The sequence below is a fragment of the Streptomyces sp. ICC1 genome (assembly GCF_003287935.1).
Lineage (GTDB): Bacteria > Actinomycetota > Actinomycetes > Streptomycetales > Streptomycetaceae > Streptomyces > Streptomyces tritrimontium.
Genome location: NZ_CP030287.1, coordinates 643,110 through 666,843, shown reverse-complemented (window position 1 = coordinate 666,843; position 23,734 = coordinate 643,110). Strand labels below are relative to the sequence as shown.

Here is a 23,734-nt window from a genome sequence, read left to right as displayed (position 1 = left end):
GACATTCGCAATACTGGGGGCATTCCAGGAAAGGTGAGTCATCGACTCGGCGGCAGGCGTTCGCCTTGTACTACAGCCGGAGATATTGAGGGCTGGCGATCGGCGAGATGGGCCGGGACCCCGGTGCCGGCCGAGCTGGTCGAAGCCGGCGGCGTGACGGGTGTCGGTGTGGGTGTCGGCCCCACCAAAGACGTACGGGCGCTGATCGGTCATGGCGGCAGTGCCGGCCCTTCCTCGCGGATTGCCCAGGGGAGCGCGCACCAGTCGAGCAGGAGGACAGAGCAGTGACGAGGGCATGGCGCCCAGGCTCCTGACTTGCTCTCAAGCGCCCGACCGGTTGTGCGCTGTGATGCCCCGGGCCGGGTCGACAAATCTCCGGAATGACAGCCTGAAAGAGCGTCAGCTTCGATGCGGGTCAGATCCGGAGCGGCACTGAGCCATACTCGGCTTCGGCGGTCAGCGACCCCACTTACCAGGCCGTCAACCCGTGAGACCCACACTCACGGATCCGACAGGAACGCCAAGAACGCAGGCCCTCGCACTCACCCTCGGATGATCTCTAGTGCCTCGTCGCGGACCTTGGCCATGGTGGCCGCGTCACGTGCTTCTGCGTTCAGCCGCAGCAGGGGCTCGGTGTTGGAGGGCCTGACGTTGAACCACCAGTCGGCGGCTGTCACGGTCAGCCCGTCGAGTTCGTCGAGGGTGATTCCCTCACGGCCCGCGTAGGCGGCCTTCAGGGCGGCCAGCCGGCCGTTCTGGTTGTCGACCGTGGAGTTGATCTCACCCGAGTCGGCGTAGCGGTCGTAGGAGGCAACCATCGCGGACAGCGGCCCGTCCTGGCTGCCCAGCGCCGCCAGCACGTGCAGCGCGGCGAGCATGCCGGTGTCGGCGTTCCAGAAGTCACGGAAGTAGTAGTGCGCGGAGTGTTCGCCGCCGAAGATCGCTCCGGCCTGGGCCATCTCCCGTTTGATGAAGGAGTGCCCCACCCTGGTGCGGAGTGGGGTGCCGCCGTGCTCACGGATCACCTCTGGCACGGACCAGGAGGTAATCAGGTTGTGGATGATGACGCCGGAGCCGCCGTTGCGGGCCAGCTCCCGGGCCGCCACGAGCGCGGTGATCGCCGAGGGTGACACCGGGTCGCCGTGTTCGTCGACCACGAAGCAGCGGTCCGCGTCCCCGTCGAAAGCGATGCCCAGGTCGGCGCTCTCTTCCCAGACCCGATTCTGCAGATCCACGATGTTGGCCGGGTCGAGCGGATTGGCCTCATGGTTGGGGAAGGTGCCGTCCAGCTCGAAATACATCGGCACCAGGTCCAGCGGCAGGCCCGCGAACACGGTCGGCACGGTGTGCCCGCCCATCCCGTTGCCCGCGTCCACGACCACCTTCAGCGGGCGGATTGACGTCAGATCCACCAGAGAGCGCAGGTAGGCGGCGTAGCCGTCGAGGGTGTCGCCCGTGATGACCGTGCCCGTCACCACGGCCGGCGTCGGGGCGCCCGATTCCTGCCAGGCCTCCACCAGTGCACGGATCTGCGAGAGGCCGGTGTCCTGGCCCACCGGGGCGGCGCCCGCCCGGCACATCTTGATCCCATTGTAGCGGGCCGGGTTGTGGGAGGCGGTGAACATCGCTCCCGGCAGATCCAGCACCCCCGACGCGTAGTACAGCTGATCCGTCGAGCACAGTCCGATCAGTGTCACGTCCGCACCCTGGCATGCCGCTCCCTGCGCGAACGCCGCCGACAGACCGGGCGAAGAGGGCCGCATGTCATGTCCGATCACGATTGCATCGGTGCCCACGACCTGTACGAACGCCGCCCCGAACAGTTCGGCCAGCGACTCGTCCCACTGATCGGGTACCACCCCCCGCACGTCGTAGGCCTTCACCAGCTGCGACAGATCAGTCACGGGAATCACCGCATTCTTGAGTGGTGCTGAGCCAGACGGCGGCGTCCGGCGGGAGGGTGCGCCCGCGCAGAGGGGCGCTGCTTATTGCAGGGCGGCCCGGCAGGCCTAGGGTGTCGAGGGGCAGCGGGTCCGGGCCGAGGTTCACCGCGCACGCCAAGTCGCCGCGTTGGAAGGCGAGAAAGGAGTCGGCGGGAGCGGAGTGCCAGCGCAGGGCGGCGCTGTGGGTGTCGGCTGGGTGGTCGCGGCGCAGGCGCAGTGCGCTGCGGTAGAGGGAGAGCGTGGAGTGCGGGTCGGCCCGCTGGGCCTCGACCGTGTGGGTGTCCCACTCTTGCGGCTGGGGCAGCCAGCAGTCGTCCGGGGAGGCCGTGGTGAAGCCGTAGGGCGGCCGGCTACCGGACCAGGGGATCGGGGCGCGAGCTCCGTCGCGCCCTCGGTCGGTGTGTCCGGAGCGTTCCCAGAGCGGGTCGCGGATGCGGTCGTCGGGGACAGAGGCCTGGGGCAGGCCGAGTTCTTCGCCCTGGTAGAGGCAGACGGCTCCGGGAAGGGCCAGCATGAGCAGGGCCGCGGAGCGGGCCCGCAGCTCGGATCCGTAGCGGGTGACGGGGCGTACCGCGTCATGGCTGGAGAGGACCCAGGCGACGGGTGCGCCGACCGAGGCGGTGGCCGCGAGGGAGTCGTCGATGACTCGGCGCAGTGCCTGTGCCTGCCAGGGGGCTTCCAGGAAGGCGAAGTTGAAGGCCTGCTGCATTTCGTCCGGGCGTACGTACCGGGCGAGGCGGTCCGGTGCGAAGACGGCGGACTCGGCCACCATGACGCGGTCCTTGGGGTCCACGGCGCCCGGCGGCGCAGGGTGGGTGTCGAGGAGGGTGCGCCACTCGCGGTAGAGGGGGTGCAGTTCCTCCTGGTCGTAGTAGGGCATGAGGTGGTTACGCAGGGGGTCCCGGTGCTGGCCGGGGCCGGCGTCCGGCAGCCCCTGAGCCTTGAATAGGGCGTGCGCCACATCGACGCGGAAGCCGTCTACGCCCCGGTCCAGCCAGAAGCGCAGCACATCGGTGAAGTCAGAACGTACCTGGGGATTGCGCCAGTTGAGGTCGGGCTGCTCGGGTGCGTGCAGATGGAGGTACCAGTGGTCCTCGGCGTCGATACGGGTCCAGGCTGGGCCGCCGAAAGCCGACTGCCAGTCGTTGGGAGGCAGGGAGCCGCCTGGTCCTTTGCCGGGTCGCAAGAGGTAGCGGTCGCGGGCCGCGGAGCCCGGCTTTGTCGCCAGTGCGTCGCGGAACCACGGGTGGGAGTCGGAGGTGTGGTTGGGGACCAGGTCGACGATGACCTTCAAGCCGAGGTCGTGGGCGCGCTCGGTGAGCGTGTCGAAGTCGTCGAGAGTGCCGAGGTCCGGGCTGATGCCGGTGTAGTCGGCGATGTCGTAGCCGCCGTCGGCGAGCGGGGACGGGTAGCAGGGGGTGATCCACACGGCGTCTGCGCCCAGGTCGCTGAGGTGGTCGAGGTGTTCGGTCACGCCCGGCAGGTCGCCGGTCCCGTCGCCGTCTGAGTCGGCGAAGGACCGGGGATAGACCTCGTAGCAGACGGAGTGCCGCCACCAGGTCATGGTGCGCCCGTTGACCGGAGGTTGGCGACCCCCGCGACTCGCAGGCCGGGCAGGCCGGCCGCGGCGTCCAGGGCATACGCCCCGCACGGTCCGCAGCCGACCGGTCCGAGGCCGAGGGCCGGCGTCGTCATGCGGTGCGCTCCAGGAGAGCGACTCCGATGTGGGCGTCGGCCATGCCGTAGAAGACATACAGCTTGCCGTCGACCTCCTCGATGGCAGTGGGGAAGACCACGTTCGGGACGGTGCCGGAACGCTCCTGCTCCGTCTCGGGTGCCATCAGCGGCCGGTCGGAGCGGGCGATCACCTGGGACGGGTCGGCCGGGTCGAGGATCATCGCGCCGGCGGCGTAGGACACCTTCTGGTTCTGCTCGAAGGGGTCGGCGATGGAGCCGGAGACGCCGTGGTGGATGAGCAGCCAGCCCTCCTCGACACGGATCGGGGCCGGACCGCTGCCGATCTTCAGGGCCTCCCAGGGGTACTCGGAGAGAGCCACCAGGCGGTGCTGGCGGGGGCGGGTGAGGGCGCTGATGTCCTGCTCGACCTCGGCGACCGGGACGTAGGAGATCCAGATGCCAGGGCGCTCGTCGGTGAGGCCTGCGGGGAGGTGGACGCCCTCGCCGGGGCGGAACCATCCGAGGTCCCACATGGGGCGGTGCAGCATCGCGTACGCCATGTCGCCGTCGGGGCCGGGTACCGGCTCGGGGAAGTGGACGACGTCCTTGTTGGGGAAGAGGTTGAGGTCGGTGTCGAGGTCCGGCTGGTAGGCGAACTGGATGGGGCCGAGCCGGGTCCAGTCCGTGAGGTTCTCGGAGACGGCGAGGGCCGGCTTGGGGCCGAGCGGGCCGTAGGCGACGTACGACATGACGTGCCGGCCGAGGGACGGAATCCATGTGATGCGGGGGTCCTCGACGCCGGCGTTGTTCTTGCCGCGCTCCCAGCCCTCGTCGGGGGCGAGGACCACGCCGCGTCGCTCCACGCCGGAGGGGACGCCGTCGGTGAAGGTGACCTCGGCGAGGCCGACGCGGGAGACATTGCCGTCGGAGACCAGGCGCGGCAGCAGGTGCAGTTTGCCGTCGGGGGTGCGTCCCGAGGCGGGGTTGAGGACGCCCTCGGCCTCATTGGCCTCGCCCGGCAGCGGCGACATGATGACGCCCTTGCGGACCAGACGGAAGGGAATGTGCGTGGGGGTGGGGGTGCTCATGCGGGTTTAGCCCTTTACTCCGGAGTCGATGTCGGTCGAGGTGAAGTGGCGCTGGAAGAGAACGAACAGTGCCACGGCGGGGGCGGCCAACGCGCAGGCGCCGGCCATCAGTGCGCCGGTCGGATTGGCGACCGTGCCCTGAAGGTTGTTGAGGAAGCTGGCCAGCGACACTGCCAGCGGCTGCATTTCCGCGTTCTTGGTGACCAGGAAGGGCCAGAGGAATTCGTTCCAGGGGCCGATGAAGGTCAGCAGCACGCCGGTGAGCAGCGCGGGCCGGGCCATCGGGATCGCGATCCGGGTGAGAATCCGCAGCTCGCCCGCCCCGTCGATGCGGGCCGCTTCGAAGAGTGAGGCGGGCATCTGGAGGAAGAACTGGCGGAAGAGGAAGACCGCCGTCGAGTTGATCGCGAACGGCAATATCATGCCGAGGTAGGTGTCGCCGAGGCCGTAGTCGCGGACCACCAGGACGTACAGCGGGAGCATCAGCAGCTGGAACGGAACCATCTGGACCAGCAGAAGCGTGGCGAAGAGGGTGCCGCGCCCGCGGAAGTGCAGCTGGGCCAGGGCGTATCCGGCGAGCAGTCCGAAGACCAGGGTGCACAGGACTACGCCGAAGGTCATGATCCCTGAGTTGAGAAGCGAACGTCCCAGCGAGATGGCGCTGTTGATCGCTGCATAATTGGCCCCGGTGAAGTCGCCGGGGACCGTGGAGGAGAGGTCGCTTGTGGTGGTCTTCCGCAGCGACCCGACCACCATGTAGTAGAAGGGGAAGAGGAAGGCGACGGCGCCGGTCAGGAGGATCAGGAGCTGGACGGCGCGGCCCAGCCGACCGCGGCGCCGCGGGGACCTGGTGGTGGTGCTCACGGTGTCAGTTGCCCCTCTCGGTGAGCTTGCGGGAGACCAGGGAAACGATGAGGACGAACGTCACCAGGACGACGCCGAGCGCGGCCGCGAAGTCGGGATGCCCCTGCTCCATGCCCTTCTGGTACATGAGCAGTACCGGGGAGACGGAGGCGTGGTCGGGACCGCCGCCTCCGGTGAGCAGGTAGGGCTCGCTGAAGAGGTTGGCGCCGGTGATGATCGCGAGGATGGCGACCAGGGTGGTGGCGTGGCGGACGCCGGGCACCGTGATGGAGAAGAACTGGCGGATGCGGCCCGCTCCGTCGACGGACGAGGCCTCGTAGAGCTCCTTGCCCACGTTCTGCAACGCGGCGAGATAGAGCATCACGAAGAAGCCGAGCTGTTTCCAGGTGACGAAGAAGGCGATCATCGGCATCGCGAGATGCGAGTTGACCAGCCAGGAAGGGTCGGGGGCGTGATCGCCGAGCAGATTGTTGATCAGCCCGTCGGTGCCGAAGAGGAACTGCCAGACCGCGACCAGGGCCACACTCGCCGTGATGTACGGCAGGTAGTAGGCGGCCCGGAAGAAGGACCGGAACGGCAGCTTGGCGTTGAGCGCCGAGGCGAGGACCATCGAGAGCCCCACGGTCAGCGGCACATTGATGACCAGGAAGATCAGGATGTTGAGGAAGGCGCGGGCGACCACCGGATCGGTGAAGACGGCCTGGTAGTTGGCGAGCCCCACCCAGGGGGTGTCGACGCCGGCGCCGGGGGCGGTGAAGTAGAAGCGGTGGAAGGAGATCCACACCGTGTAGCCGAGAGGGACCGCGAAGACTGCGAGGATGAACAGCGCGTACGGAGTGACGAACAGCGCGCCGATCCGGGAAGTACCGTGCCGTGCCGTCGCCTTGGCATGCTTTGGGTTCATAACGGGCCTCAGTTCTCCGCGAGGATCTTGGAGATCTGGTCGGCGGCATCGTGCAGGGCGGAATCGATGGGCTCACGTCCGAAGACCACCGAGCGGGTCCAGGAGTTGCGGAACGCCTGCCACACTTCGGTTGATCCGGGCACATTGGGGACCTCGACGACGCGCTCGGCCTGGTCGGCGAAGGCCTTGTACGAGGGGTTCTTCTCGAGCCAGTCGGAATAGGTGGAGGCAAGGTTCGTGCGCAGCGGCATCTGTCCGGTGGCGGCGAGGAACTTGCCGTCTTGTTCCTTCGATGTGGCGAACTTCAGTACATCCCAGGCGGTGGCCCGGTTCTCGCAGGAGCTGTACATTCCGACGGACTTCTCGTCGCTGAAGGTGTGCACCTGGTCCGCGGGCCGGCCGTCGGAGGTCGGCACCGGGACAACGCCCCAGTCCACACTGTCCTTGTAAGCGGCCACGGCCCAGGGACCGACGGTGGACATCGCGGTCCTGTGCTCGCCGAAGGCGTCGCCCGGGTAGGACTCCTGCGGGGCGAGATTCTCCGCGTACATCTGCCGCCAGAAGTCGGCGACCTTGCGGCCTGCCGCCGAGTCGAACTGCGGCTTGCCGTCCTCGACGAGCGGCTTGCCGCCGCTCTCTGCGATGAAGGCCGGATAGAAGTCGTACCAGGACTGGAAGAACTCACTGCTCGGGGCGGGCCAGATGGCGGCCTTGGCGGCGCCGCTCTTGACTATCTTCCGGGAGCTCTCCAGGAAGTCGTCGTAGGTGGCGAGCTTGGGGTGCTCCGGATCGAGGCCGGCCGTCTTGAAGATCTCCTTGTTGTAGAGGATCATCCCGGGGTTGCTCTTCCACGGCAGCTGGTAGTAGTCGCCGTCCGCTGAGCGGTACTGGTCGGCGAGCGAGCCGCTGCGCTCCTCGATGTACTCCTTGCCATCGGGGAACGTGCTCAGGGGGACCAGTCCCGCCTGTTTCTCGAACTGTGGCACGACCGACGGCGCGGTGTTGAACACCAGGCAGGCGCTGGTACCCGCGATGATCGAGGCACTGAGCGCCTCTTCCGAGGTCTTGCCCGCCGGAATGTTCTGCGCTGTGATCCGCTGATCGGGGTGCAGCTCATTCCACTCGGCGATCATCTCGTTGCCCCACTTCACCTCGTGGGCGTTGTTCGACAGCCAGACGGTGATCGGGCCACGCGATGTGGCCGCCTTGGCCGCGTCAGGCCCCGACCGGCCGCAGGCCGTAACCGTGCCCGCCAGGGCGAGCACGAGCAGCGTGTACGCCGTTCTCTTCAGCATGGTTTCTCCGAACTGTGCGCGTCCGACATCGTTGCCGGACGGATCCCCCGATCGCCCCCAGTCCCCGTTGTCACGACCCGCTCCACGCCTACACGTGGGGAGCGGGGCCGAGCGAACCGCGCGGAACAAAGCCGGCCGGCGGCAGTCGCACATCGGCGGCGCCTCCGTCGGCGATCACCGTTTCCAGTGCGCGGGCGGCCGCCGCCCCCCAGCCCTGGGCGTCCGAACGGGCGGAGGCCAGGGGCGGGTTGGTGTACTGGGCGAGCGGCGTGTCGTCGTAACCGACGACGGACAGCCGCTCGGGCACCGCGACACTGAGTTCCTGGGCGACGGCCAGGCCCGCGGTGGCGGCCAGGTCATTGCCGTAGACGATCGCCGTGGGTGGTTCGTCCAGTGCCAGCAGCTCACGGGTGGCACCGGCACCGCCCTCAGCGGTGAAGCCACCGGGGCGCAACGGCCCCTCGGGCAGGCCAAGTTCGTGAAGGGTGTGCGCCCAGGCGGCACGGCGGCTCTGCGCGTGCCGGAACTCCTGGGGGCCCTCAACGTGGGCGATCCTGCGGTGGCCCAGTGCGGCCAGTCGGCGAACCGCGGCGACGAAGGCCGGCCGGTCGTCGAGTTCTACCGCGCACAGCCCTTCGGCCCACTCAGGGCGGCCCACCACGACTGCGGGCAGACCGAGTTCGGCCACCAGAGCCGGACGCGGATCATCTTGGCGGAGGTCGGTCAGCAGGACACCGTCGACACGACGGCCCGCGGCGAGACCCTCGTACACACCCCGCTCCTCTTCGGCCGTGGTGAGGCGCAGCACCAGAGCGTCGCCGCGCTCGGCGAGGACCGACCCCACTCCGGCGATGAAGGCCGGGAAGAAAGGGTCCGCGCCGATGTGTCCGGGCTCTCGTGTCAGCACCAGGCCGAGGGCGCCCGCCTTGCCGAGGGACAGCGCCCGCGCCGCTCTGCTCGGCGTCCAGCCCAGCTCGTCGGCGGCAGCCAGGATCCGCGCCTTGGTCTCCACGGCCAGACCCGGCCGGCCATTGAACGCGAAGGACACCGAGCTGCGGGAGACACCGGCACGCCGCGCCACATCAGCGATGGTGGGCCTTCGTCCCATGATGCCTCCCAGAGAGTTCCAACCGGCGGAGAAGACTCCATTTAAACCGGTTCAAACGATCCGGCAGATGCGACTAAATCGGTTTGTATGGGTGAAGTCAAGGCCGGGACGGCACCGGTCCGATGCTCGGGACGAACTGCGAAACAAAGAGGGACACTCGCCCCCACATCTCGGGACCAAGGCCCGCAGACGCGGCCCCACCGCCCGGGAAACCTGGACACAGCACTGCGAAATACCCGTTCAGGGGCTTCCGCCTCGCCTTTACCTGGATCGCCCGGCACGTACCGCCGGTGAAGGGAAACCGCCGCCATGGCCGGCATCACTTTCGACAATGTCTCGCTCACCTACCCGGGAGCAGACTCCCCCACGGTCAAGAACCTCGATCTGGAAATCGGGGACGGCGAGTTCCTCGTTCTGGTCGGCCCGTCCGGCTGCGGAAAGTCCACCACCCTGCGGATGCTCGCGGGGCTTGAGGATGTCACCGAGGGCGCCATTCGCATCGGTGAGCGCGATGTGACGCACCTGCCGCCTAAAGACCGCGACATCTCGATGGTCTTCCAGAACTACGCGCTCTACCCCCACATGACGGTCGCGCAGAACATGGGCTTCGCCCTCAAGATCGCCAAGATGGACAAGGCAGAGATCGACAAGCGGGTCAACGAGGCCGCGAGGGTCCTCGACCTGGAGGAGTACCTGGCCCGAAAGCCCAAAGCGCTCTCCGGCGGCCAGCGGCAGCGCGTCGCCATGGGGCGGGCCATCGTCCGCGAACCGCAGGTCTTCCTGATGGACGAGCCACTTTCCAACCTCGACGCCAAACTGCGCGTGCAGACCCGCGCCGAGATCGCCTCGCTGCAGCGCCGCCTCGGAACCACCACGGTGTACGTCACCCACGACCAGGTCGAGGCCATGACGATGGCTGACCGCGTGGCGGTCCTCAAGGACGGAATCCTGCAGCAATGCGACGTGCCGCGCGTGATGTACGACCGGCCCGCCAATAAGTTCGTAGCCGGCTTCATCGGCTCCCCAGCCATGAACCTGATCTCGCTGCCGCTCAGCAATGAGGGCATCCACTTCGGCGGCAGCCTCATCGCGCTCAGCCCGCAGGCGCGCGCCGCCGCGGGCGGGAACACGGTGACCCTGGGCATACGGCCCGAGCACCTGGACTTCCACGCCAAACACAGCGACAAGGGCCTGCCGGTGACCTTCTTTACCGTGGAGGAACTGGGCTCCGAGGGCTTCGCCTACGGACATCTGGACCTCGGCCGCGGGCGGCAGGAACCGATGACCGTGCGCACATTCGGTCGCGAGGCGGGCCTACGCGACCAGACGGTGCGCGTTATTCCGCGGGCCAACGAGCTCCACCTCTTCTCCGATGTGACCGGGCAACGCCTCCCTAGCTGACGTCGGTCATAGCGCCCGTCCCCACCTCCTATGAAGGTGTTGACAGCCACTCAAGATGGCACTGTCAACTTGTGCCAGCGCCCGTCGGCCCTGGCCAGGATCAGGCGCGCCGACGTTGTCAACTTGGTAGAGCACCGCTCCCACAAGAGGCTGAACAACCGGGCGGAGAACTCCCACCAACCCACCCGGCAACGCGAAGAGATCGGTGCTTGGACCTTGCGGCAACTGGTGCGGGGCGTCACCGCGAACTGCCTGCCACACTCAAGCAACGGCATTGCGTGCCGGGCGGGAAGCGGGCGACGGTGATGGTTAGCCCTAACTCGTCGCAGAAGGCGGCGAGATCCATCTTGAACAGGTGGGAGTCGGCGGCGTTCGCTCCGCCGGCGTCAGCGGTGATCAGCAGTCGGCCAGCACCCGGGTAGTCGGTCCGTCCCTGGTCGTTCCATCAGCGGCGCAGGCTGCGGTGTTACGGTCGGGCACTTGGCTGCCGGCCTGGGTCTTGGCCGTGCCCTGCAGGCTGAATCCCATCTTCCGCAGCAGCCTGCCGACCATCGGAGTGCTGATGGGGTGCCCGGCGCTGGTCAGCTCCCGGGCCAGGTCCCGCAGCGAGGCGGTGGTCCACCGCAGTGGCGAGACCGGGTCGCCGACCTTTCGCGGCCCGATCGGCGATTCGAGGACTTTGACCAGACCGGGATCAGATTCGGCAGCAAATTTACGGCCGCCGCCGGGCCGGCGTACCTGCCCCAGCGGCGCCGTCCCGCGAGCGAGTTCGGCACGTCCCTGCGAGATGGTTGACACGGATACCTCCGCCAGCCTGGCCACAGCTATGGTCCCGCCGTGCCCCAGCGCCTCGGCCTCGGAGGCCAGATATAAACGGCGCTGCCCCTCATCCAAGTGCGGCAGCAGCGCTGCGAACTTCATGTCCAGGACTGCCAAGGTCTCGTTCAATATCCCCATAACAGCCCAGATGTCGTGTGATACACCGTATTGAGATCGAAATCGTCAGTAGTTTCCTACGGCTCCCTACCGAGTGGACGGCCTTGCGGCCATGCCGACGCAGTCGACATAAGAGTGCCCGGCTCCCGGGCGCGGTGCCCTGGAGCCGGGTGGACGGGATCAGGGGCCGTCAGATACCGAAGGCGGCGGGGTACTGGATGGTGCCGGTCGGGGCCGAGCGGGTGTCATCCAGGGCCATGGCCATCATTGCCTCGTCGGGCACCTCGAAGGGTGCGCGGATGCCGAAGCGGGAGGCCGGGGTGAAGCCGAACCTGGGATAGTAGTCGACGTGCCCGAGGACGAGTACGAGGTTTTCGCCCATCGTCCGGGCGGCATCGAGTGCGGCGCGGATGGCGGCGGAGCCGGCGCCCGTGCGCTGGGCCGAGGGCAGCACCGCGCACGGGGCCAGTGCGAGGGCGGGCTCCCCGTCGACGTGGCAGCGGGTGAGCAGCGCGTGGCCGACCAGGGTGCCGTCGGACGCCTCGGTGACCATGGACAGTCCCTCGATCCATGCCTTGGGGTCAGCGCGCAGGGCGTCAACGAGATCGGCTTCCCCGGCGGAGGGGAAGGCGGCGAGGTTGATCTCGCGGACCGCGGCGATGTCGGTGGTGGTCTCGGGGCGTGTGGTCCAGGGGGTCATGGTGGTTCCGTTCTCGGGTCGGTGAGGGGTGTTGTCGTGGGGGTGGAGGATGTAGCCGGCGTAGTTGTAGTCGCTGCCGTGCTCGCGGCGCAGAGCGATCTCTTCGCGCAGGGCCGTAAGGGCCTCGGTCATGCCGGGCCGGTCTGGGGCGGCCCGGTAGATCCGCTCTGTGAGCGGGGTGTAGTACTCGTTCCACCAGTCGCTTTCGGGCAGAGGCCAGTGGGCGCCGACCCGGTAGTCACAAGCTTGGGCGGCATCAGTGTTCGCGGCGCTGGTGCGCAGCGGGTAGGCCGCGTTCCAGTAGGTGCGGGCCTGTGCGGAGGGGTTGGGGGTGGTCCATTCGATTTCGGTGACGACGAGGGTGCCGCCGGGGGCGAGGAGCCGGTGCCAGGCTCGCAAGGCGGTGTCGAAGCCGATGTTGTAGACCGCACCTTCGGCCCAGATCACATCGAAGCTGTGGTCGGGGAAGCGCAGTTGGTCCATCGAGCAGTTGACCGTTGTGATCCGTTCGCCGATGCCCCGGCGTGTGGCTTCGGCGGCGAGTGCGTCCAGGACCGGCTGGTGCAGGTCGACCGCGGTGACGTGCGCGTCGGCCTCGTCAGCCAGCAGCAGGGCGGAGCGGCCGGGGCCGCAGCCTGCGTCCAGGATCCGTGGGTGCGCGGGCAGTGGTCCGGCCAGCTCCAGAAGTCGCCGGGTGGTGGCGTCCGAGCCGGGGCCATGCCGGGGCAGCTGGTCAAGAAGGGTGAGGAACGCCTCCGTCAGCGGATCCTGGCCGGTGTCGTGTGAGGGAAGGTCGGCGAGGTTCATACCTGGCGCTCCCGGAACTGGTAGGTGGCGCGCAGACTCTGCGCGATGGACTTCTTGGTGCCCTCCCGGCCCGCACGCAGGCGGGCATCCGTACGGGAGGCGGCATACGCGTTCTCCCGCAGCAGCCGCTGGTAGCTGTCCAGGCGGCGCTGGGGCAGCTCTCCGGCACTGACGGCGGCCAGAACCGCACAACCCGGCTCGCTTTCGTGAGCGCAGCCGGTGAACCGGCATCCCTGGGCGAGCTGTTCGATCTCCGCGAAGGTCTGCTCCAGCCCGTCCTGGGCGTCGTGTAGGCCGATGGCGCGTAGGCCGGGGGTGTCGAGCAGGACCCCGCCGGTGGGCAGGGGGAGCATCTCGCGCCATGCGGTGGTGTGCCGGCCCTTGCCGTCCGTGGCACGGACGGCGCCGGTGGCCAGCCGGTCCTCACCCAGCAACCGGTTGCCGAGCGTGGACTTGCCTGCGCCCGAGGGACCCAGCAGCACAATGGTGCCGTGGATGACGGCTGCCATGGTGTCCATGCCCTCACCGGACAGGGCGCTGGTGACCAGCACGTCGACACCGGGTGCCAGCTCGGACACCTCGCCTGCGGCCGCTGGTGCGTCGGCGCATGCGTCGGCCTTGGTGAGCACCACGATCGGCTGGGCGCCGCTGTCCCAGGCCAGGGCGAGCATGCGTTCGGTCCGTCCGTGCTTGAGCGGGGCGGTCAGCGACACCGTCACGACGACCGTATCGACGTTGGCGGCCAGGACCTGGCCGTGGGAGGTACGCGAAGCCGAGGAGCGGACCAGGGCGGTACGCCGTTCCAGTACCGCGTCCACCACTGGAGCATGGCCCGGCGCGGCGGGGCGCAGGGCGGCCCAGTCGCCCGTGCACGGCACCGACAGCGGATCAGCGGAGAGCGGGATTTCCGCACGGACCGGACCTGCGTCGGTGACGGCCTCGCACAGGCCGCGCTCGGCCCGTACAATCCGCGCCGGCATCAGCCCGGCAGCCCGGTAGGAGGTGAAGGCGTGCGCGCACGCCGCATCCCAGCCGAAGTCCACCAGGGAATGCGGCTGTGGAATGAGAAGGAAAGAAGGTTGAGACAACGTAGAGACCCTTGAACAAGGACCCCGAACATACGTGAATCGCTAGCCTCCCGTCGCGAGCTCACCGGCTCGGGCAGGGGCGTAAACGTCAGGTCAGACCGGGGCCCGGGACGTGAGGATGGTCCGGCGGGCACTGCATTCAGCAGCGGCCTCTACGACAGTCATCAACTCACCTCCCACTTCTGGTCCCGCAGTCGACCCGTTGTCTCTGCTCAGACAACGCTAGCACGCCTCCGCACCCCCCTTTACCGATGGGCGGTACTCACCGGACGGGCTCCCCAGCGGCGACCCGTCTGCTGTCCCCAGGAGCCGGCTCTAGATCCCGGAGAACACCGTGAGGTAACTGGCGATCCCCGCCACCATTTTTCCTTCCGTGAGGGCGTGCACGAGTTCGGCTCCGGCCTGGGCGACCGCGACGACGAAGCGCAGGTCGAAGAAGAGTTCCAGGCTGGTGGCGGTGCGGTGGGGCTCATCGCTGGGCCGTGCGGTCATCCTGCACCAACGCGAACGGTCTGGGAGCAGGCTCGGTGCTCATCGCGGGGATGGTTCTCCTGGCAGGGGTGCGAGTGGCGGGTTCAGGAGGTGGAACGGTGTCTCGCACGAGGAACGGGCCGCGCGACGGCGGATCATCGGTACGGTGCGGGCTTCCGGCCGGCTGGGCGGAGGCGGCCTGGGGATGTGGCGTGAGCGCGACGGCGGGGAGTGGAAGGCCACGGCCGGCGAGATCGCGGAGGATCTGGTGTTGCCGGAGGTGCCGCACCAGGTGGCAGCCGCCTTTCGCCCGCCCCTGGCCAAGTCCGGGAGCCAGCGTCCTCGCCGCGTCGAGGAGGTCCGCATCGTCACCGGCGATGATCGGACCACCGCCCCGGCTCTCCTTCCACGCCAACACTCCTGTCATGTACGGCTCAGAAACAGTCCGTAACTTGTTCCTTAACGTCGGGCTTGATCATCAGCGTCCGTCAGGTCGCTCGTTCGGGTGATCGCCGGACATGGGTACGGCCTTCTCGTGATCCTGAACTCAGCGACGAGATCAGAGTGTTCACGAAGAAGGCCGTGGTGGTGAGTGTGCTGGAACGGGTCGGCGAGCGGGACGCATTCGAGGAACTGTCACACTTCCGAACCGACTTTTACGGGTGCTTGTCAGCGCGTGCGGACGCCTTCTTCGAGCTCACCGACGCGCTTCTGTGCTCGGACGGGCCGGTGAAGACGCCGGTGGAGCTGTCGCTGACTGTTGAGCACCGCCGCAGCTACGGCTCCTTGTACGCGGCGCTCAACGACGGTCGCCTCGATGTCGAGCGGCTGCGTGACCTGCTGGTCTCGGTGCCGCTGCCACGCTTCGAGGGGCGGATCGTGCTGTCCGTGGACGTCTCGCCGTGGCTCCGATCGGATGCGGCGTGCTCACCGGAGCGGCTGTTTTGCCACGTTCACGGCCGGTCCCGCAGTACCGCTCAGATCATCCCGGGCTGGCCGTACTCCCTGGTCGCAGCCCTGTCCCCGGGCCCATCGTCGTGGACCGCGGTCCTGGACGCGGTCCGCCTGGGCCCCGAGGACGACGCCACCGCTGTCACCGCCGCCCAGCTGCGCGCGGTGGTCGAGCGCCTGGTCCGTGCCGGCCAGTGGCGGACTGGCGACCGGGACATGCTGGTCGTGATGGACGCCGGCTACGACGTGACCCGCCTGGCGTGGGTGCTGCGGGATCTGCCCGTCGAACTGGTCGGCCGGCTGCGCTCCGACCGGGTGCTGAGGGTTCCGCCACGGCCGCTGTCCTTCACCTACCAGCCCCTGGGACGCCCACGGAAGCACGGCCTGGAACTGCGGCTGGCCAAGCCGAGACCTGGCCCGAGCCCGCATTGGTGACGGTCAACGACACCGACCGCTACGGCAAGGCCCGCACCCAGTCCTGGGACCGGGTCCACCCCCGGCTGACCCACCGCTCCTCGTGGATCGACCACGACGGCGATCTCCCCCTGGTCGAGGGCACCCTGATCCGCCTCAAAGTCCAGCGCCTGCCCGGCGATCGCGACGCACCGCCGTTGTGGCTGTGGTCCTCGAAAACCGGCGCCACCACCACCGACGTGGACCAGGCCTGGGCCTGCTACCTACGCCGCTTCGATCTTGAACACACTTTTCGCTACTTCAAACAGGACCTCGGCTGGACCCGCCCGCGCCTGCGCAGCCCACAGGCGGCTGACCGCTGGACCTGGCTCGTGATCGTCGCCCACACGCAACTCCGCCTCGCCGCCCCAGCCACCGCTGACCACCGCAAGCCCTGGGAGAAGACCACCCACGCCGGCACCGCCAGGACCCCGACGCGCGTTCGTCGAGCATTCCGGAACATCCGACCCCATCTCGCCAACCCGGCCAGAGTTCCGAAATCCACCCGACCCGGACCTGGACGGCCCCCCGGGTCCAAGAACCGCCGCCCTGCCACCCGCTACGACGTGGGAAAAACCATCAAGCGCCCGGAGTCACTGATCGAACGCGATCAAGCCCGACGTTAAGGAACAAGCGTAACGGGCGTGGTACTCGGTCATGAAGTTCGAGGACCAGGAACCGAACTTCTTCGAGTCCGACGCGCACGCGGTGCCCTGGCGCGGATGCCCATGTTTGTGCCCAGGGCGAAAAGCGCGAGAAGCAGGCGCCGTTGGAGAGTGGCGCGGTCGATGCGCTCGCAGGTGGCGACCGAGGTGCCCTTGTCGTCGACGACGGCCTCGCGCCAGTCCTTGCGTAGGACGCCGTCCATCAGCACCACATCGCCGACGTCGTAGAAGCGGGTCTTGCCGTCGACGTCGGCGTACTTGGTCAGCAGAGCAAGCGCGTCCATCACCGGCCGGTAGGTGGTGTTGTTGCACTTGAAGCCCAGAGTGTTCAGCAGCGGCGGCAGCATCTGCCGGTAGTACGAGCTGTACGACGAGCGCAGCGTGGTGCGGACCTTGGCCTTGAACGCCCTCTCGTTCGCCTTGGCCTCCGCGACCAGGTCGCGCAGCGTCTTCTCACCTACCACCGGGTACAGCACCGTGCGCACGGTCCCCTCCGGCTGGCCCACCGCCGCATCAGCGAGGCGGAAGAGGATGCCCTCCTTGCCCCTCACCTTCTTCAGCTCCGCCGTCAGCTGCCGCTCCACCCGTCGCTCGGCACGGGCATTGATCTTGTGGACCAGAGCAACGAGCAGTTCCACCAGAGCGTCGGTGATCTCCGCCTGACGAGACGTGCACAGCGCGGCCAGTAGCGTGGTCCGCACGTCCTCGCCCGCGTCGCGGAAGTCCGAGGGGTACATCTTGATCGCCCGCGCCCGCCATGCGGCCACCAGCTTCTCCGAGCAGTCCGAGAACATCCCCTCCGGCAAGCCAAGCTGGCGTACGGCGGTCAACTTGGTGATCTCCGTCAGGAGCGAATCCAGGCCCACGGCGCCCGGGTCCCGCTCCAGCGAGGCCAGCAGTGCGGTGCCGTCCTCGTTGCCCTCCGCCACCAGGTCCAGCAGGCGGCGGGCGCACGCCTCGCCCAGGCGTGCGACGGTCTGCGTACAGAAGACGCGGTCAGCCCGCGCCCGTGCCGCGGCCACGATCCGCTCGATACGCCCGGGGGCTCGATGCGGTCGCTGCGGCACTGCACGAGCAGGGCCTCGCGCAGCCGGTCCTCCACCAAGAAGCCGATCCGGGTGGAGCGTTCCGAGGGCCACAGGGCCCGCCGGAGGTGGCGACCCGCCGCGTCGTCCAAGCGTTCCTGCGCTGGTGCGTCGAACACCAGGCAATGCCCCGCTTGAGGATCCCCACCATCCGCACCGACAACCCGGCTCCGATCAGCCAGCACCGCCGCATCGCCCTGATCGGCAAGGTCATGACCAGCGACGATCTCCCGCTCATGGAACGGATCGCCGCCGCGCTGATCCTTCTCTATGCCCAACCGGTCCGACGTCTGGTCCGGCTCACCGTCCACGACGTCCAGCACGACACCGGCCAGGTCGCACTCCGCCTCGGCGATCCGCCCACACCAGTCCCCGAGCCCTTCGCCGGCATGCTCCTCGACTACGTACTCAACGGACGACCGAACAGGCCCAACGGCACCCTCCCCGGCAGCGGCTGGCTCTTCCCCGGACGCCGGGCCGGACAGCCCATGGACCCCGCCACCCTCGGCAAACGACTCACCGCCGCAGGTATCCCCACCCTCCACGGCCGGACCGCCACCCTGCGACAGCTCGTCCTCCAAGCACCGCCGTCGGTCGTTGCGGGGATGCTCGGCTACCACGCCGTCCACACCGAGGCCGTCGCCGCCCAAGCTGGAGGAATCTGGAAGAAGTACGCCCCCGGTGACCACACACGGTGACCTCACAGGCCGTCAGCTACAAGAACATCGACCACCCGATCACAGACTCCTACCGATAGCACACTTCGTGCACCTCCGGGGCGGCACGGACCGTGAACTCTTGCCCCGCCGCCTGCGCGAGCTCCAGGCCAGCAACCGCGCCGATCAGCAGGATCCACACTGGCAGCGGCTCTACGCCTCACGCTCCGGCATCGAGGGCACCATGAACGAGCTCGTCAACGGCCATCAGATGCGCCGCTGCCGCCACCACGGCGTGTCCAAGGCCCACGTCCAGCACGTCCTGATCGCGATCGCCGTCAACATCGAACGCCTCAGCACCCAGGAACCGGCAGTCTCCACCTACCGCCCCCGCTCACCGACGGCGTTCCAGCAGTACCTCGACGAGAACGAATTGCCCCGGCCCCGCTGGTGGCGCCAAGGGCAATGGTCAAGAAATCTCGAGATCCCCGACAGAGTCCCTCATTGGGTCATTCGGCCCTAATGTCAGCCACGAATGCATCAGGGGTGACTGATGTGAGAGCATCAGTACAGGCTGACATCAGTAAATACTGATATGACGGCCCCGCTCCGCACGCCTTTGGGGGGTGCCCCCGTCGACTACAGCTCCCCCGATGGCCCATCACGTGGCGGCGCACGTCACCTCTCCACACCGAAAGCGAGTCCCCTCATGACCACGACCGAACCCGGCCCGGCCGTACAGCCGCCGGGCGCCGAGAATCCGTCGATCGTGGGCGAGCTGTCCACTCTGGACCGCTTCCTGGCCGTGTGGATCCTGCTGGCCATGGGCGTCGGCCTGGGGCTCGGCCGGCTCGTCCCCGGCCTGAACGACGCGCTGGCGAAGGTCGAGGTCGGCGGCATCTCCCTGCCCATCGGGATCGGCCTGCTGGTCATGATGTACCCGGTGCTGGCCAAGGTCCGCTACGACAAGCTCGACGCGGTCACCGGCGACCGCAAGCTGATGGCGTCCTCGCTGGCCATCAACTGGATCGTCGGTCCGGCACTCATGTTCGCGCTGGCGTGGATCTTCCTGCCGGACCTGCCCGAGTACCGGACCGGGCTGATCATCGTGGGCCTGGCCCGGTGTATCGCCGTGGTCATCATCTGGAACGACCTCGCCTGCGGTGACCGCGAGGCCGCCGCCGTCCTGGTCGCTCTGAACTCGGTCTTCCAGGTCATCGCCTTCGGCGCGCTGGGATGGTTCTACCTCGACCTGCTGCCCCGCTGGCTCGGGCTCGGTGACGGTCAGGGCCTGGACGTTCCGGTCTGGCACATCGCGCTCAACGTGATCGTGTTCCTGGGCATCCCGCTCCTCGCGGGCTTCCTCACCCGCCGCATCGGCGAGAAGAAGCTCGGACGCACCGCCTACGAGGCGGAGTTCCTGCCGAAGATCGGGCCCTGGGCCCTGTACGGCCTGCTCTTCACGATCGTCATCCTCTTCGCCCTGCAGGGCAGGACCATCACCTCGCAGCCCCTGGACGTGGCCCGTATCGCGCTGCCGCTCCTCGTCTACTTCGCCGTGATGTGGTTCGGCACCTTCGCCCTCGGCAAGGCCATCGGCCTCGCCTACGACCGCACCGCCACCCTCGCCTTCACCGCCGCCGGCAACAACTTCGAGCTGGCCATCGCCGTCGCCATCGCCACCTTCGGCGTCACCTCCGGCCAGGCCCTCTCCGGCGTCGTCGGCCCCCTCATCGAGGTCCCGGTCCTGATCGGCCTGGTCTACGTATCCCTGGCCTGGCGCAAGAGGTTTGCGGCGGGCCGGGTGGCGACCCGGGGAGAGTCCCGCTGATGCACTGCCTCGACTGCCACACGCAAGGGACCGCAACCCCGTCAGTCGGCATCTGCCGCAGCTGCGGCGCCGCCGTGTGCGCCAACCACGCACGGGTCGTCGCTTACGAGATCCGCAGGCGCCCCCTCCTCGCGCCGCCCAGCGAGACTCCGGCCCGGAGCGTGCGCTGCTTCCCGTGCGCAGGGGCCGACAGGCGCTGACCAGCCCAAACAACCGCCATCACCCACCTATCAACAGCAAATACTGTTGATAGGTGCGGGTGGTGGTGTTAGGGTCGGGGGTATGACAACGACTCTTCCGGTCGCGGTGACGACCCCGGCGGCCCTGCTCTCCGAGGGCGATCGGGCCCGTCTCCTGGCCCCGAAGCTGCGAGCCCTGGGGGACGAGACCCGCCTGACACTGATGCTGCTGATCGCCGAGCGTCCGCGCACGGTCAAGGAGCTCCAGGAGGCCACCGGGCTGAGCCAGACCCTGGTCAGCCACCACCTGGCACCCCTGCGCGAGCAGGAGCTGATCAGCTCCAAGCCCCGCGGGCGGAGCAACGTCTACTCCCTGTGCTGCGCCGAGCTGGGTGGCCCCGTCCAGCTGCTCGCCAGCCTCGCGGCCCAGGCCCCCGAGGGCGCTGCGTCCTGTCAGTGAAGTGACCTGAGCCGGGCGACCGCCCGGCCCCCGTACAGCCCCAAGACTGAACTCCCCCTCCCCACCGGCAGCGTCCGCGCCGGTGGGACGGCACAGCGATGTCTGCAAGCCCTGAGGTGCACCACCCGTGAACCACGTCCTCGAAGTACTCCAGACGTTCGCCGTCATCACCGGGGAACTCGTCGCGCTCTTCGTCGCGATCGCCTTCCTCGTCACCCTGCTGATGCGCAGAGCGGGCCCGGAGAAGCTGGCCCAGTGGCTGGGCGGCAGCCACCTGAAGGGCATGGTCAAGGGCACAGCCTTCGGCGCGCTCACCCCCTTCTGCTCCTGTTCGACGATCCCGGTCCTGGCCGGAATCCTGCGCGCGGGAGTGCCCTTCTCCACCGCCGTGGCCTTCCTGATCGCCTCGCCGATCATGGACCCGTTCGTGTTCGTGGCCATCGGCGCCCTGTTCGGCTGGAAGATGGCCGTCAGCTTCACCGCGGTCGCCGCGGTCGGCACCCTGCTCATCGCGCACGGCATGCACCGCGCCGGCTTCGCCGGACAGGTCAAGCGCGTAAGGGTCACCGGTAGCCAGGAGAAGGCATACGTGCCCTGGCGCGGCCTGCGCGCCGAACTCCCCGGCGCCTGGCGCGAGGCCGTGATCGAGCTGAAGCCCATGGTCAAGCCGATGCTGATCGGCGTATCGATCGGCGCGCTGATCTACGGGGCCGTGCCCACCGACCTCATGGCCGCCGTCGCCGGTGACGGCAAGTGGTACGCCATCCCGCTCGCCGCACTGATCGCCATCCCCCTCTACATGCGGGCCGAGACCGCCCTGCCCATCGGCTTCGCCCTGATGGAACGCGGCATGAACCTCGGAGCCGTCTTCGCCTTCGTCATCGCAGCGGCCGCCATCAGCCCGCCCGAACTGACCCTGCTCACGAAGCTGTTCAAGCCCAAGCTGCTGACCACCTTCGCCACCTCGGTCTTCGCCCTCGCGCTGGCCGGCGGATTCCTCGTCCCCCTCGTCGCCTGACCAAGCCCGCAGACCCTGCTTCCCTTCAACCCCGTCCAGGAGACAGACCTCATGAGCACCAAGACCGGCCTCTTCGTCAAGCTCTTCGGCAAGTCCGACAACAAGCCCGCCTCCGACTGCTGCGACGTCCAGATCATCGAAGAGGACGAGACCGTCCCCCAGCAGCAGCGCGCCGAATCCCGCTCCGACTCCGACAGCTGATCCGCGTACCGGCCGCCTCCACGGCAGATGGCAGGGAACCCCACCAACGATCCGGTGGGGTTCCCTGCCATCTGCCGTGTCGGTTCAGCGGCCCAGCAGCTCGGCGACCTCGCGGGGGGAGTCGCGGGCGGGGCGCCCGACACCGATGAGGGTGGCGGAGGCGGGGCCGGTCCAGTCTCCGTAGCCGAGCAAGTGCAGGCGCGGCTCATCGACGGCGCGGGTGCCGGCGGTGGAGATGTGGCCGCGGGTGCCCCGCAGGCGCAGAGAGGCGAAGTGCGCGAGAGCGGGGCGGAAGCCGGTGCACCAGATGACCGCGTCGGCTACGGCCCTGGCGCCGTCGACCCATTCCACACCGGTGGCGGTGAGGCGGGTGAACATCGGCTTCGCTGCCAGGAGTCCGGCGTCGCGGGCGGCGCGGACCGGGGGCACGGCCACGATGTCGCCGAGGGAGGCGACACCGCCGGTGTCGGTGCGGCCCGCGTCGAGTGCCTGGCGGCGGGCGGTGGCGGCATCGAAGAGCGCCCGGCCGTCGATGTCGTCGGCGAGGTAGCGGGGCGGGCGCTGGGTGACCCAGGTCAGCGCGGTGGTGGGCGCGAGGTCGGCGGCGATCTGGGCTCCGGAGTTCCCGCCGCCCACCACGATCACACGCTGACCGGCGAACTCGGCCGGGCTGCGGTACTGCACGGTGTGAAGCTGGCGTCCCTCGAACTCGCGCCGGCCCGCAACAGCGGGCAGGAACGGACGGGTCCAGGTTCCGGTGGCGCTGATGACCGCGCGGGCCCGCCAGTCACCGCAGTCGGTCTCCACACGCAGGAAGTCGCCATCGCGGTGGACGGCATCGACCCACACACCCCGCTGGACGGGAAGCTCGTACCGCTTCTCGTAGTCCGCGAGGTACGAGACCACGTGCGCGGCGTCAGGGTAGAACTCACCCTCCTGCGCGGGCATGAAGCGGCCCGGCAGGGAGGAGTAGGCGGCCGGGGAGAACAGGTGCAGGGATTCCCAGGTGTGCTGCCAGGCCCCGCCGGGCGCCGTCTGGGCGTCGAGGATGACGAACTCGATGCCCAGACGACGCAGGTGGTAGCCGGCGGCGAGCCCTGCTTGGCCGCCGCCGATCACCACCACATCCGCGTGCCGCGTCATGCCGCGGGCACTCCGGTGTCCGTCGTGCCTCGCATGAAGATGAGCGCCACCAGGGCCAGGCCCACCACCGCGCCCACGAGCTGCACGCCGACGAACGCCGGAACCGAGGCGGGAGCGATGCCCGCGAAGGTATCCGTGAAGGCGCGGCCAATCGTGACGGCCGGGTTGGCGAAGGAGGTGGAGGAGGTGAACCAGTACGCGGCGCCGATGTACGAGGCGACCGCGACGGGTGCGAAGCGCAGCCGGTCGGTGCGGGCCAGGCCGAAGATCAGCACGACCAGACCGGCGGTAGCGACAACCTCGCCGAGCAGCAGGTTCCCGGCCGAGCGGTCGTGGGTCGCCCACTTCACCAGGGGCTCGCTGAACATCGCGTCGGCCAGGATCGCCCCCGCGATGGCGCCGGTGATCTGGGCGGGCACGTAGGCGGCCAGCTCGCGGGCGGTGACTCCGCCGCCGGTGCGGCGGGTGGTCCACCACTCGGCGAGGCTGACCGCCGGGTTGAAGTGGGCTCCAGAGACCGGGCCGAGGAGGGCGATCAGGACGCCGAGGCCGAAGACCGTGGCGGTGGAGTTGGCCAGCAGCTGCAGCGCGACGTCCTGGGTGAGCTTCGTTGCCTGGATGCCGGACCCGACGGCGATCGCGACCAGCGCGGCCGTTCCGACGAGTTCGGCTGCCGCGCGGGCCACCAGCGGAATGGCGGGCGGGCTCGCGCCGGGTGCGGGCTGGGGCGCGTCGGCGGGTATCGCGGTTACCGCTGCGGGCGCGTCGGCGACGGGCTCGGTGACGGACAACGGTTCTCCTCGGGCAGGT

The 23,734-nt window shown here is 68.7% G+C and carries 21 protein-coding genes and 3 pseudogenes; 9 read left to right on the top strand and 15 right to left on the bottom strand.

Annotation, left to right across the window (positions count from 1 at the left end; genetic code table 11):
- Positions 1 to 542 precede the first annotated feature (542 nt).
- The 7 genes from DRB96_RS03090 to DRB96_RS03060 all read right to left on the bottom strand — a co-directional run bounded on the left by DRB96_RS03090 (position 543) and on the right by DRB96_RS03060 (position 8,879).
- On the bottom strand, positions 543 to 1,910 hold the full coding sequence (locus tag DRB96_RS03090; RefSeq protein WP_204357983.1) for a phosphomannomutase/phosphoglucomutase: 1,368 nt from the start codon (positions 1,908 to 1,910) through the stop codon (positions 543 to 545).
- Positions 1,897 to 3,507 carry a glycoside hydrolase family 13 protein gene (locus tag DRB96_RS03085; protein WP_112446648.1) on the bottom strand — a complete coding sequence of 537 codons (1,611 nt, stop codon included), beginning with the start codon at positions 3,505 to 3,507 and terminating at the stop codon, positions 1,897 to 1,899. The genes DRB96_RS03090 and DRB96_RS03085 overlap by 14 nt, the downstream gene beginning before the upstream one ends.
- Before the next feature lie 127 nt (positions 3,508 to 3,634).
- Entirely contained in the window at positions 3,635 to 4,708 is a 1,074-nt protein-coding gene (locus DRB96_RS03080; RefSeq protein ID WP_112446647.1) for a glycosidase, read from the bottom strand.
- A gap of 6 nt (positions 4,709 to 4,714) precedes the next feature.
- Positions 4,715 to 5,572, bottom strand: coding sequence for a carbohydrate ABC transporter permease (locus DRB96_RS03075; RefSeq protein WP_112446646.1), 858 nt, complete (start codon positions 5,570 to 5,572; stop codon positions 4,715 to 4,717).
- A 4-nt stretch (positions 5,573 to 5,576) separates the two neighbouring features.
- Positions 5,577 to 6,476 (bottom strand): sugar ABC transporter permease, encoded by a 900-nt coding sequence (locus DRB96_RS03070; protein ID WP_112446645.1) that lies wholly within the window; start codon positions 6,474 to 6,476, stop codon positions 5,577 to 5,579.
- A gap of 8 nt (positions 6,477 to 6,484) precedes the next feature.
- Positions 6,485 to 7,771 carry an extracellular solute-binding protein gene (locus tag DRB96_RS03065; protein ID WP_112446644.1) on the bottom strand — a complete coding sequence of 429 codons (1,287 nt, stop codon included), beginning with the start codon at positions 7,769 to 7,771 and terminating at the stop codon, positions 6,485 to 6,487.
- An 88-nt stretch (positions 7,772 to 7,859) separates the two neighbouring features.
- Positions 7,860 to 8,879: a LacI family DNA-binding transcriptional regulator gene (locus tag DRB96_RS03060; RefSeq protein WP_112446643.1), complete on the bottom strand. Its 1,020-nt coding sequence runs from the start codon at positions 8,877 to 8,879 to the stop codon at positions 7,860 to 7,862.
- A 309-nt stretch (positions 8,880 to 9,188) separates the two neighbouring features.
- Here DRB96_RS03060 and ugpC point away from each other — a divergent pair, with 309 nt between their 5' ends.
- Both ugpC and DRB96_RS03050 read left to right on the top strand, forming a co-directional pair.
- The gene (gene ugpC / locus DRB96_RS03055; RefSeq protein WP_112446642.1) at positions 9,189 to 10,280 is read left to right on the top strand and encodes a sn-glycerol-3-phosphate ABC transporter ATP-binding protein UgpC; all 1,092 of its coding nucleotides are present in this window, start codon (positions 9,189 to 9,191) and stop codon (positions 10,278 to 10,280) included.
- 126 nt (positions 10,281 to 10,406) lie between these two features.
- Positions 10,407 to 10,484 (top strand): annotated as a pseudogene (locus DRB96_RS03050) (IS6 family transposase); the annotation flags it as partial.
- Between the two features lie 34 nt (positions 10,485 to 10,518).
- Here the strand turns inward: DRB96_RS03050 and DRB96_RS44225 are convergent.
- The 5 genes and pseudogenes from DRB96_RS44225 to DRB96_RS03030 form a co-directional block, all read right to left on the bottom strand.
- Entirely contained in the window at positions 10,519 to 10,677 is a 159-nt protein-coding gene (locus tag DRB96_RS44225) for a hypothetical protein (protein ID WP_239516732.1), read from the bottom strand.
- Complete coding sequence (locus tag DRB96_RS03045; RefSeq protein ID WP_239516006.1) at positions 10,677 to 11,228, bottom strand: hypothetical protein; 552 nt, start codon at positions 11,226 to 11,228, stop codon at positions 10,677 to 10,679. The genes DRB96_RS44225 and DRB96_RS03045 overlap by 1 nt, the downstream gene beginning before the upstream one ends.
- Before the next feature lie 178 nt (positions 11,229 to 11,406).
- Positions 11,407 to 12,723 carry a bifunctional class I SAM-dependent methyltransferase/N-acetyltransferase gene (locus DRB96_RS03040; protein WP_112446641.1) on the bottom strand — a complete coding sequence of 439 codons (1,317 nt, stop codon included), beginning with the start codon at positions 12,721 to 12,723 and terminating at the stop codon, positions 11,407 to 11,409.
- The gene (rsgA, locus tag DRB96_RS03035; RefSeq protein WP_204357982.1) at positions 12,720 to 13,769 is read right to left on the bottom strand and encodes a ribosome small subunit-dependent GTPase A; all 1,050 of its coding nucleotides are present in this window, start codon (positions 13,767 to 13,769) and stop codon (positions 12,720 to 12,722) included. Before rsgA ends, DRB96_RS03040 begins: the two co-directional genes overlap by 4 nt.
- A gap of 360 nt (positions 13,770 to 14,129) precedes the next feature.
- Positions 14,130 to 14,303 (bottom strand): annotated as a pseudogene (locus tag DRB96_RS03030) (low temperature requirement protein A); the annotation flags it as partial.
- A gap of 564 nt (positions 14,304 to 14,867) precedes the next feature.
- Between DRB96_RS03030 and DRB96_RS03020 the strand changes: the two are divergent.
- Positions 14,868 to 16,312 (top strand): annotated as a pseudogene (locus tag DRB96_RS03020) (NF041680 family putative transposase).
- A gap of 29 nt (positions 16,313 to 16,341) precedes the next feature.
- Here DRB96_RS03020 and DRB96_RS03015 read toward each other — a convergent pair.
- A complete protein-coding gene (locus DRB96_RS03015) occupies positions 16,342 to 17,373 on the bottom strand; it encodes a hypothetical protein (protein WP_204357622.1) in 1,032 nt (343 codons plus the stop codon).
- A 197-nt stretch (positions 17,374 to 17,570) separates the two neighbouring features.
- Here DRB96_RS03015 and DRB96_RS03010 point away from each other — a divergent pair, with 197 nt between their 5' ends.
- The 6 genes from DRB96_RS03010 to DRB96_RS42635 all read left to right on the top strand — a co-directional run bounded on the left by DRB96_RS03010 (position 17,571) and on the right by DRB96_RS42635 (position 21,781).
- Positions 17,571 to 18,134 (top strand): hypothetical protein, encoded by a 564-nt coding sequence (locus DRB96_RS03010; RefSeq protein ID WP_204357621.1) that lies wholly within the window; start codon positions 17,571 to 17,573, stop codon positions 18,132 to 18,134.
- A 100-nt stretch (positions 18,135 to 18,234) separates the two neighbouring features.
- Positions 18,235 to 18,615 carry a transposase gene (locus DRB96_RS03005; RefSeq protein ID WP_162689048.1) on the top strand — a complete coding sequence of 127 codons (381 nt, stop codon included), beginning with the start codon at positions 18,235 to 18,237 and terminating at the stop codon, positions 18,613 to 18,615.
- A gap of 186 nt (positions 18,616 to 18,801) precedes the next feature.
- Positions 18,802 to 19,923, top strand: a complete 1,122-nt coding sequence (arsB, locus tag DRB96_RS03000; protein ID WP_112446637.1) for an ACR3 family arsenite efflux transporter — start codon at positions 18,802 to 18,804, stop codon at positions 19,921 to 19,923.
- Positions 19,924 to 20,205: 282 nt separating this feature from the next.
- A complete protein-coding gene (locus DRB96_RS02990; protein WP_112446635.1) occupies positions 20,206 to 20,562 on the top strand; it encodes a metalloregulator ArsR/SmtB family transcription factor in 357 nt (118 codons plus the stop codon).
- Between the two features lie 127 nt (positions 20,563 to 20,689).
- Positions 20,690 to 21,580 (top strand): permease, encoded by an 891-nt coding sequence (locus DRB96_RS02985; protein ID WP_112446634.1) that lies wholly within the window; start codon positions 20,690 to 20,692, stop codon positions 21,578 to 21,580.
- 51 nt (positions 21,581 to 21,631) lie between these two features.
- Positions 21,632 to 21,781, top strand: coding sequence for a hypothetical protein (locus DRB96_RS42635; RefSeq protein WP_162688464.1), 150 nt, complete (start codon positions 21,632 to 21,634; stop codon positions 21,779 to 21,781).
- 84 nt (positions 21,782 to 21,865) lie between these two features.
- Here DRB96_RS42635 and DRB96_RS02980 read toward each other — a convergent pair whose 3' ends face one another.
- Together DRB96_RS02980 and DRB96_RS02975 are read right to left on the bottom strand one after the other, a co-directional pair.
- Positions 21,866 to 22,924, bottom strand: a complete 1,059-nt coding sequence (locus DRB96_RS02980) for an ArsO family NAD(P)H-dependent flavin-containing monooxygenase (RefSeq protein ID WP_112446633.1) — start codon at positions 22,922 to 22,924, stop codon at positions 21,866 to 21,868.
- Entirely contained in the window at positions 22,921 to 23,715 is a 795-nt protein-coding gene (locus DRB96_RS02975; protein WP_112446632.1) for an MIP/aquaporin family protein, read from the bottom strand. Before DRB96_RS02975 ends, DRB96_RS02980 begins: the two co-directional genes overlap by 4 nt.
- Between the last annotated feature and the right edge of the window lie 19 nt (positions 23,716 to 23,734).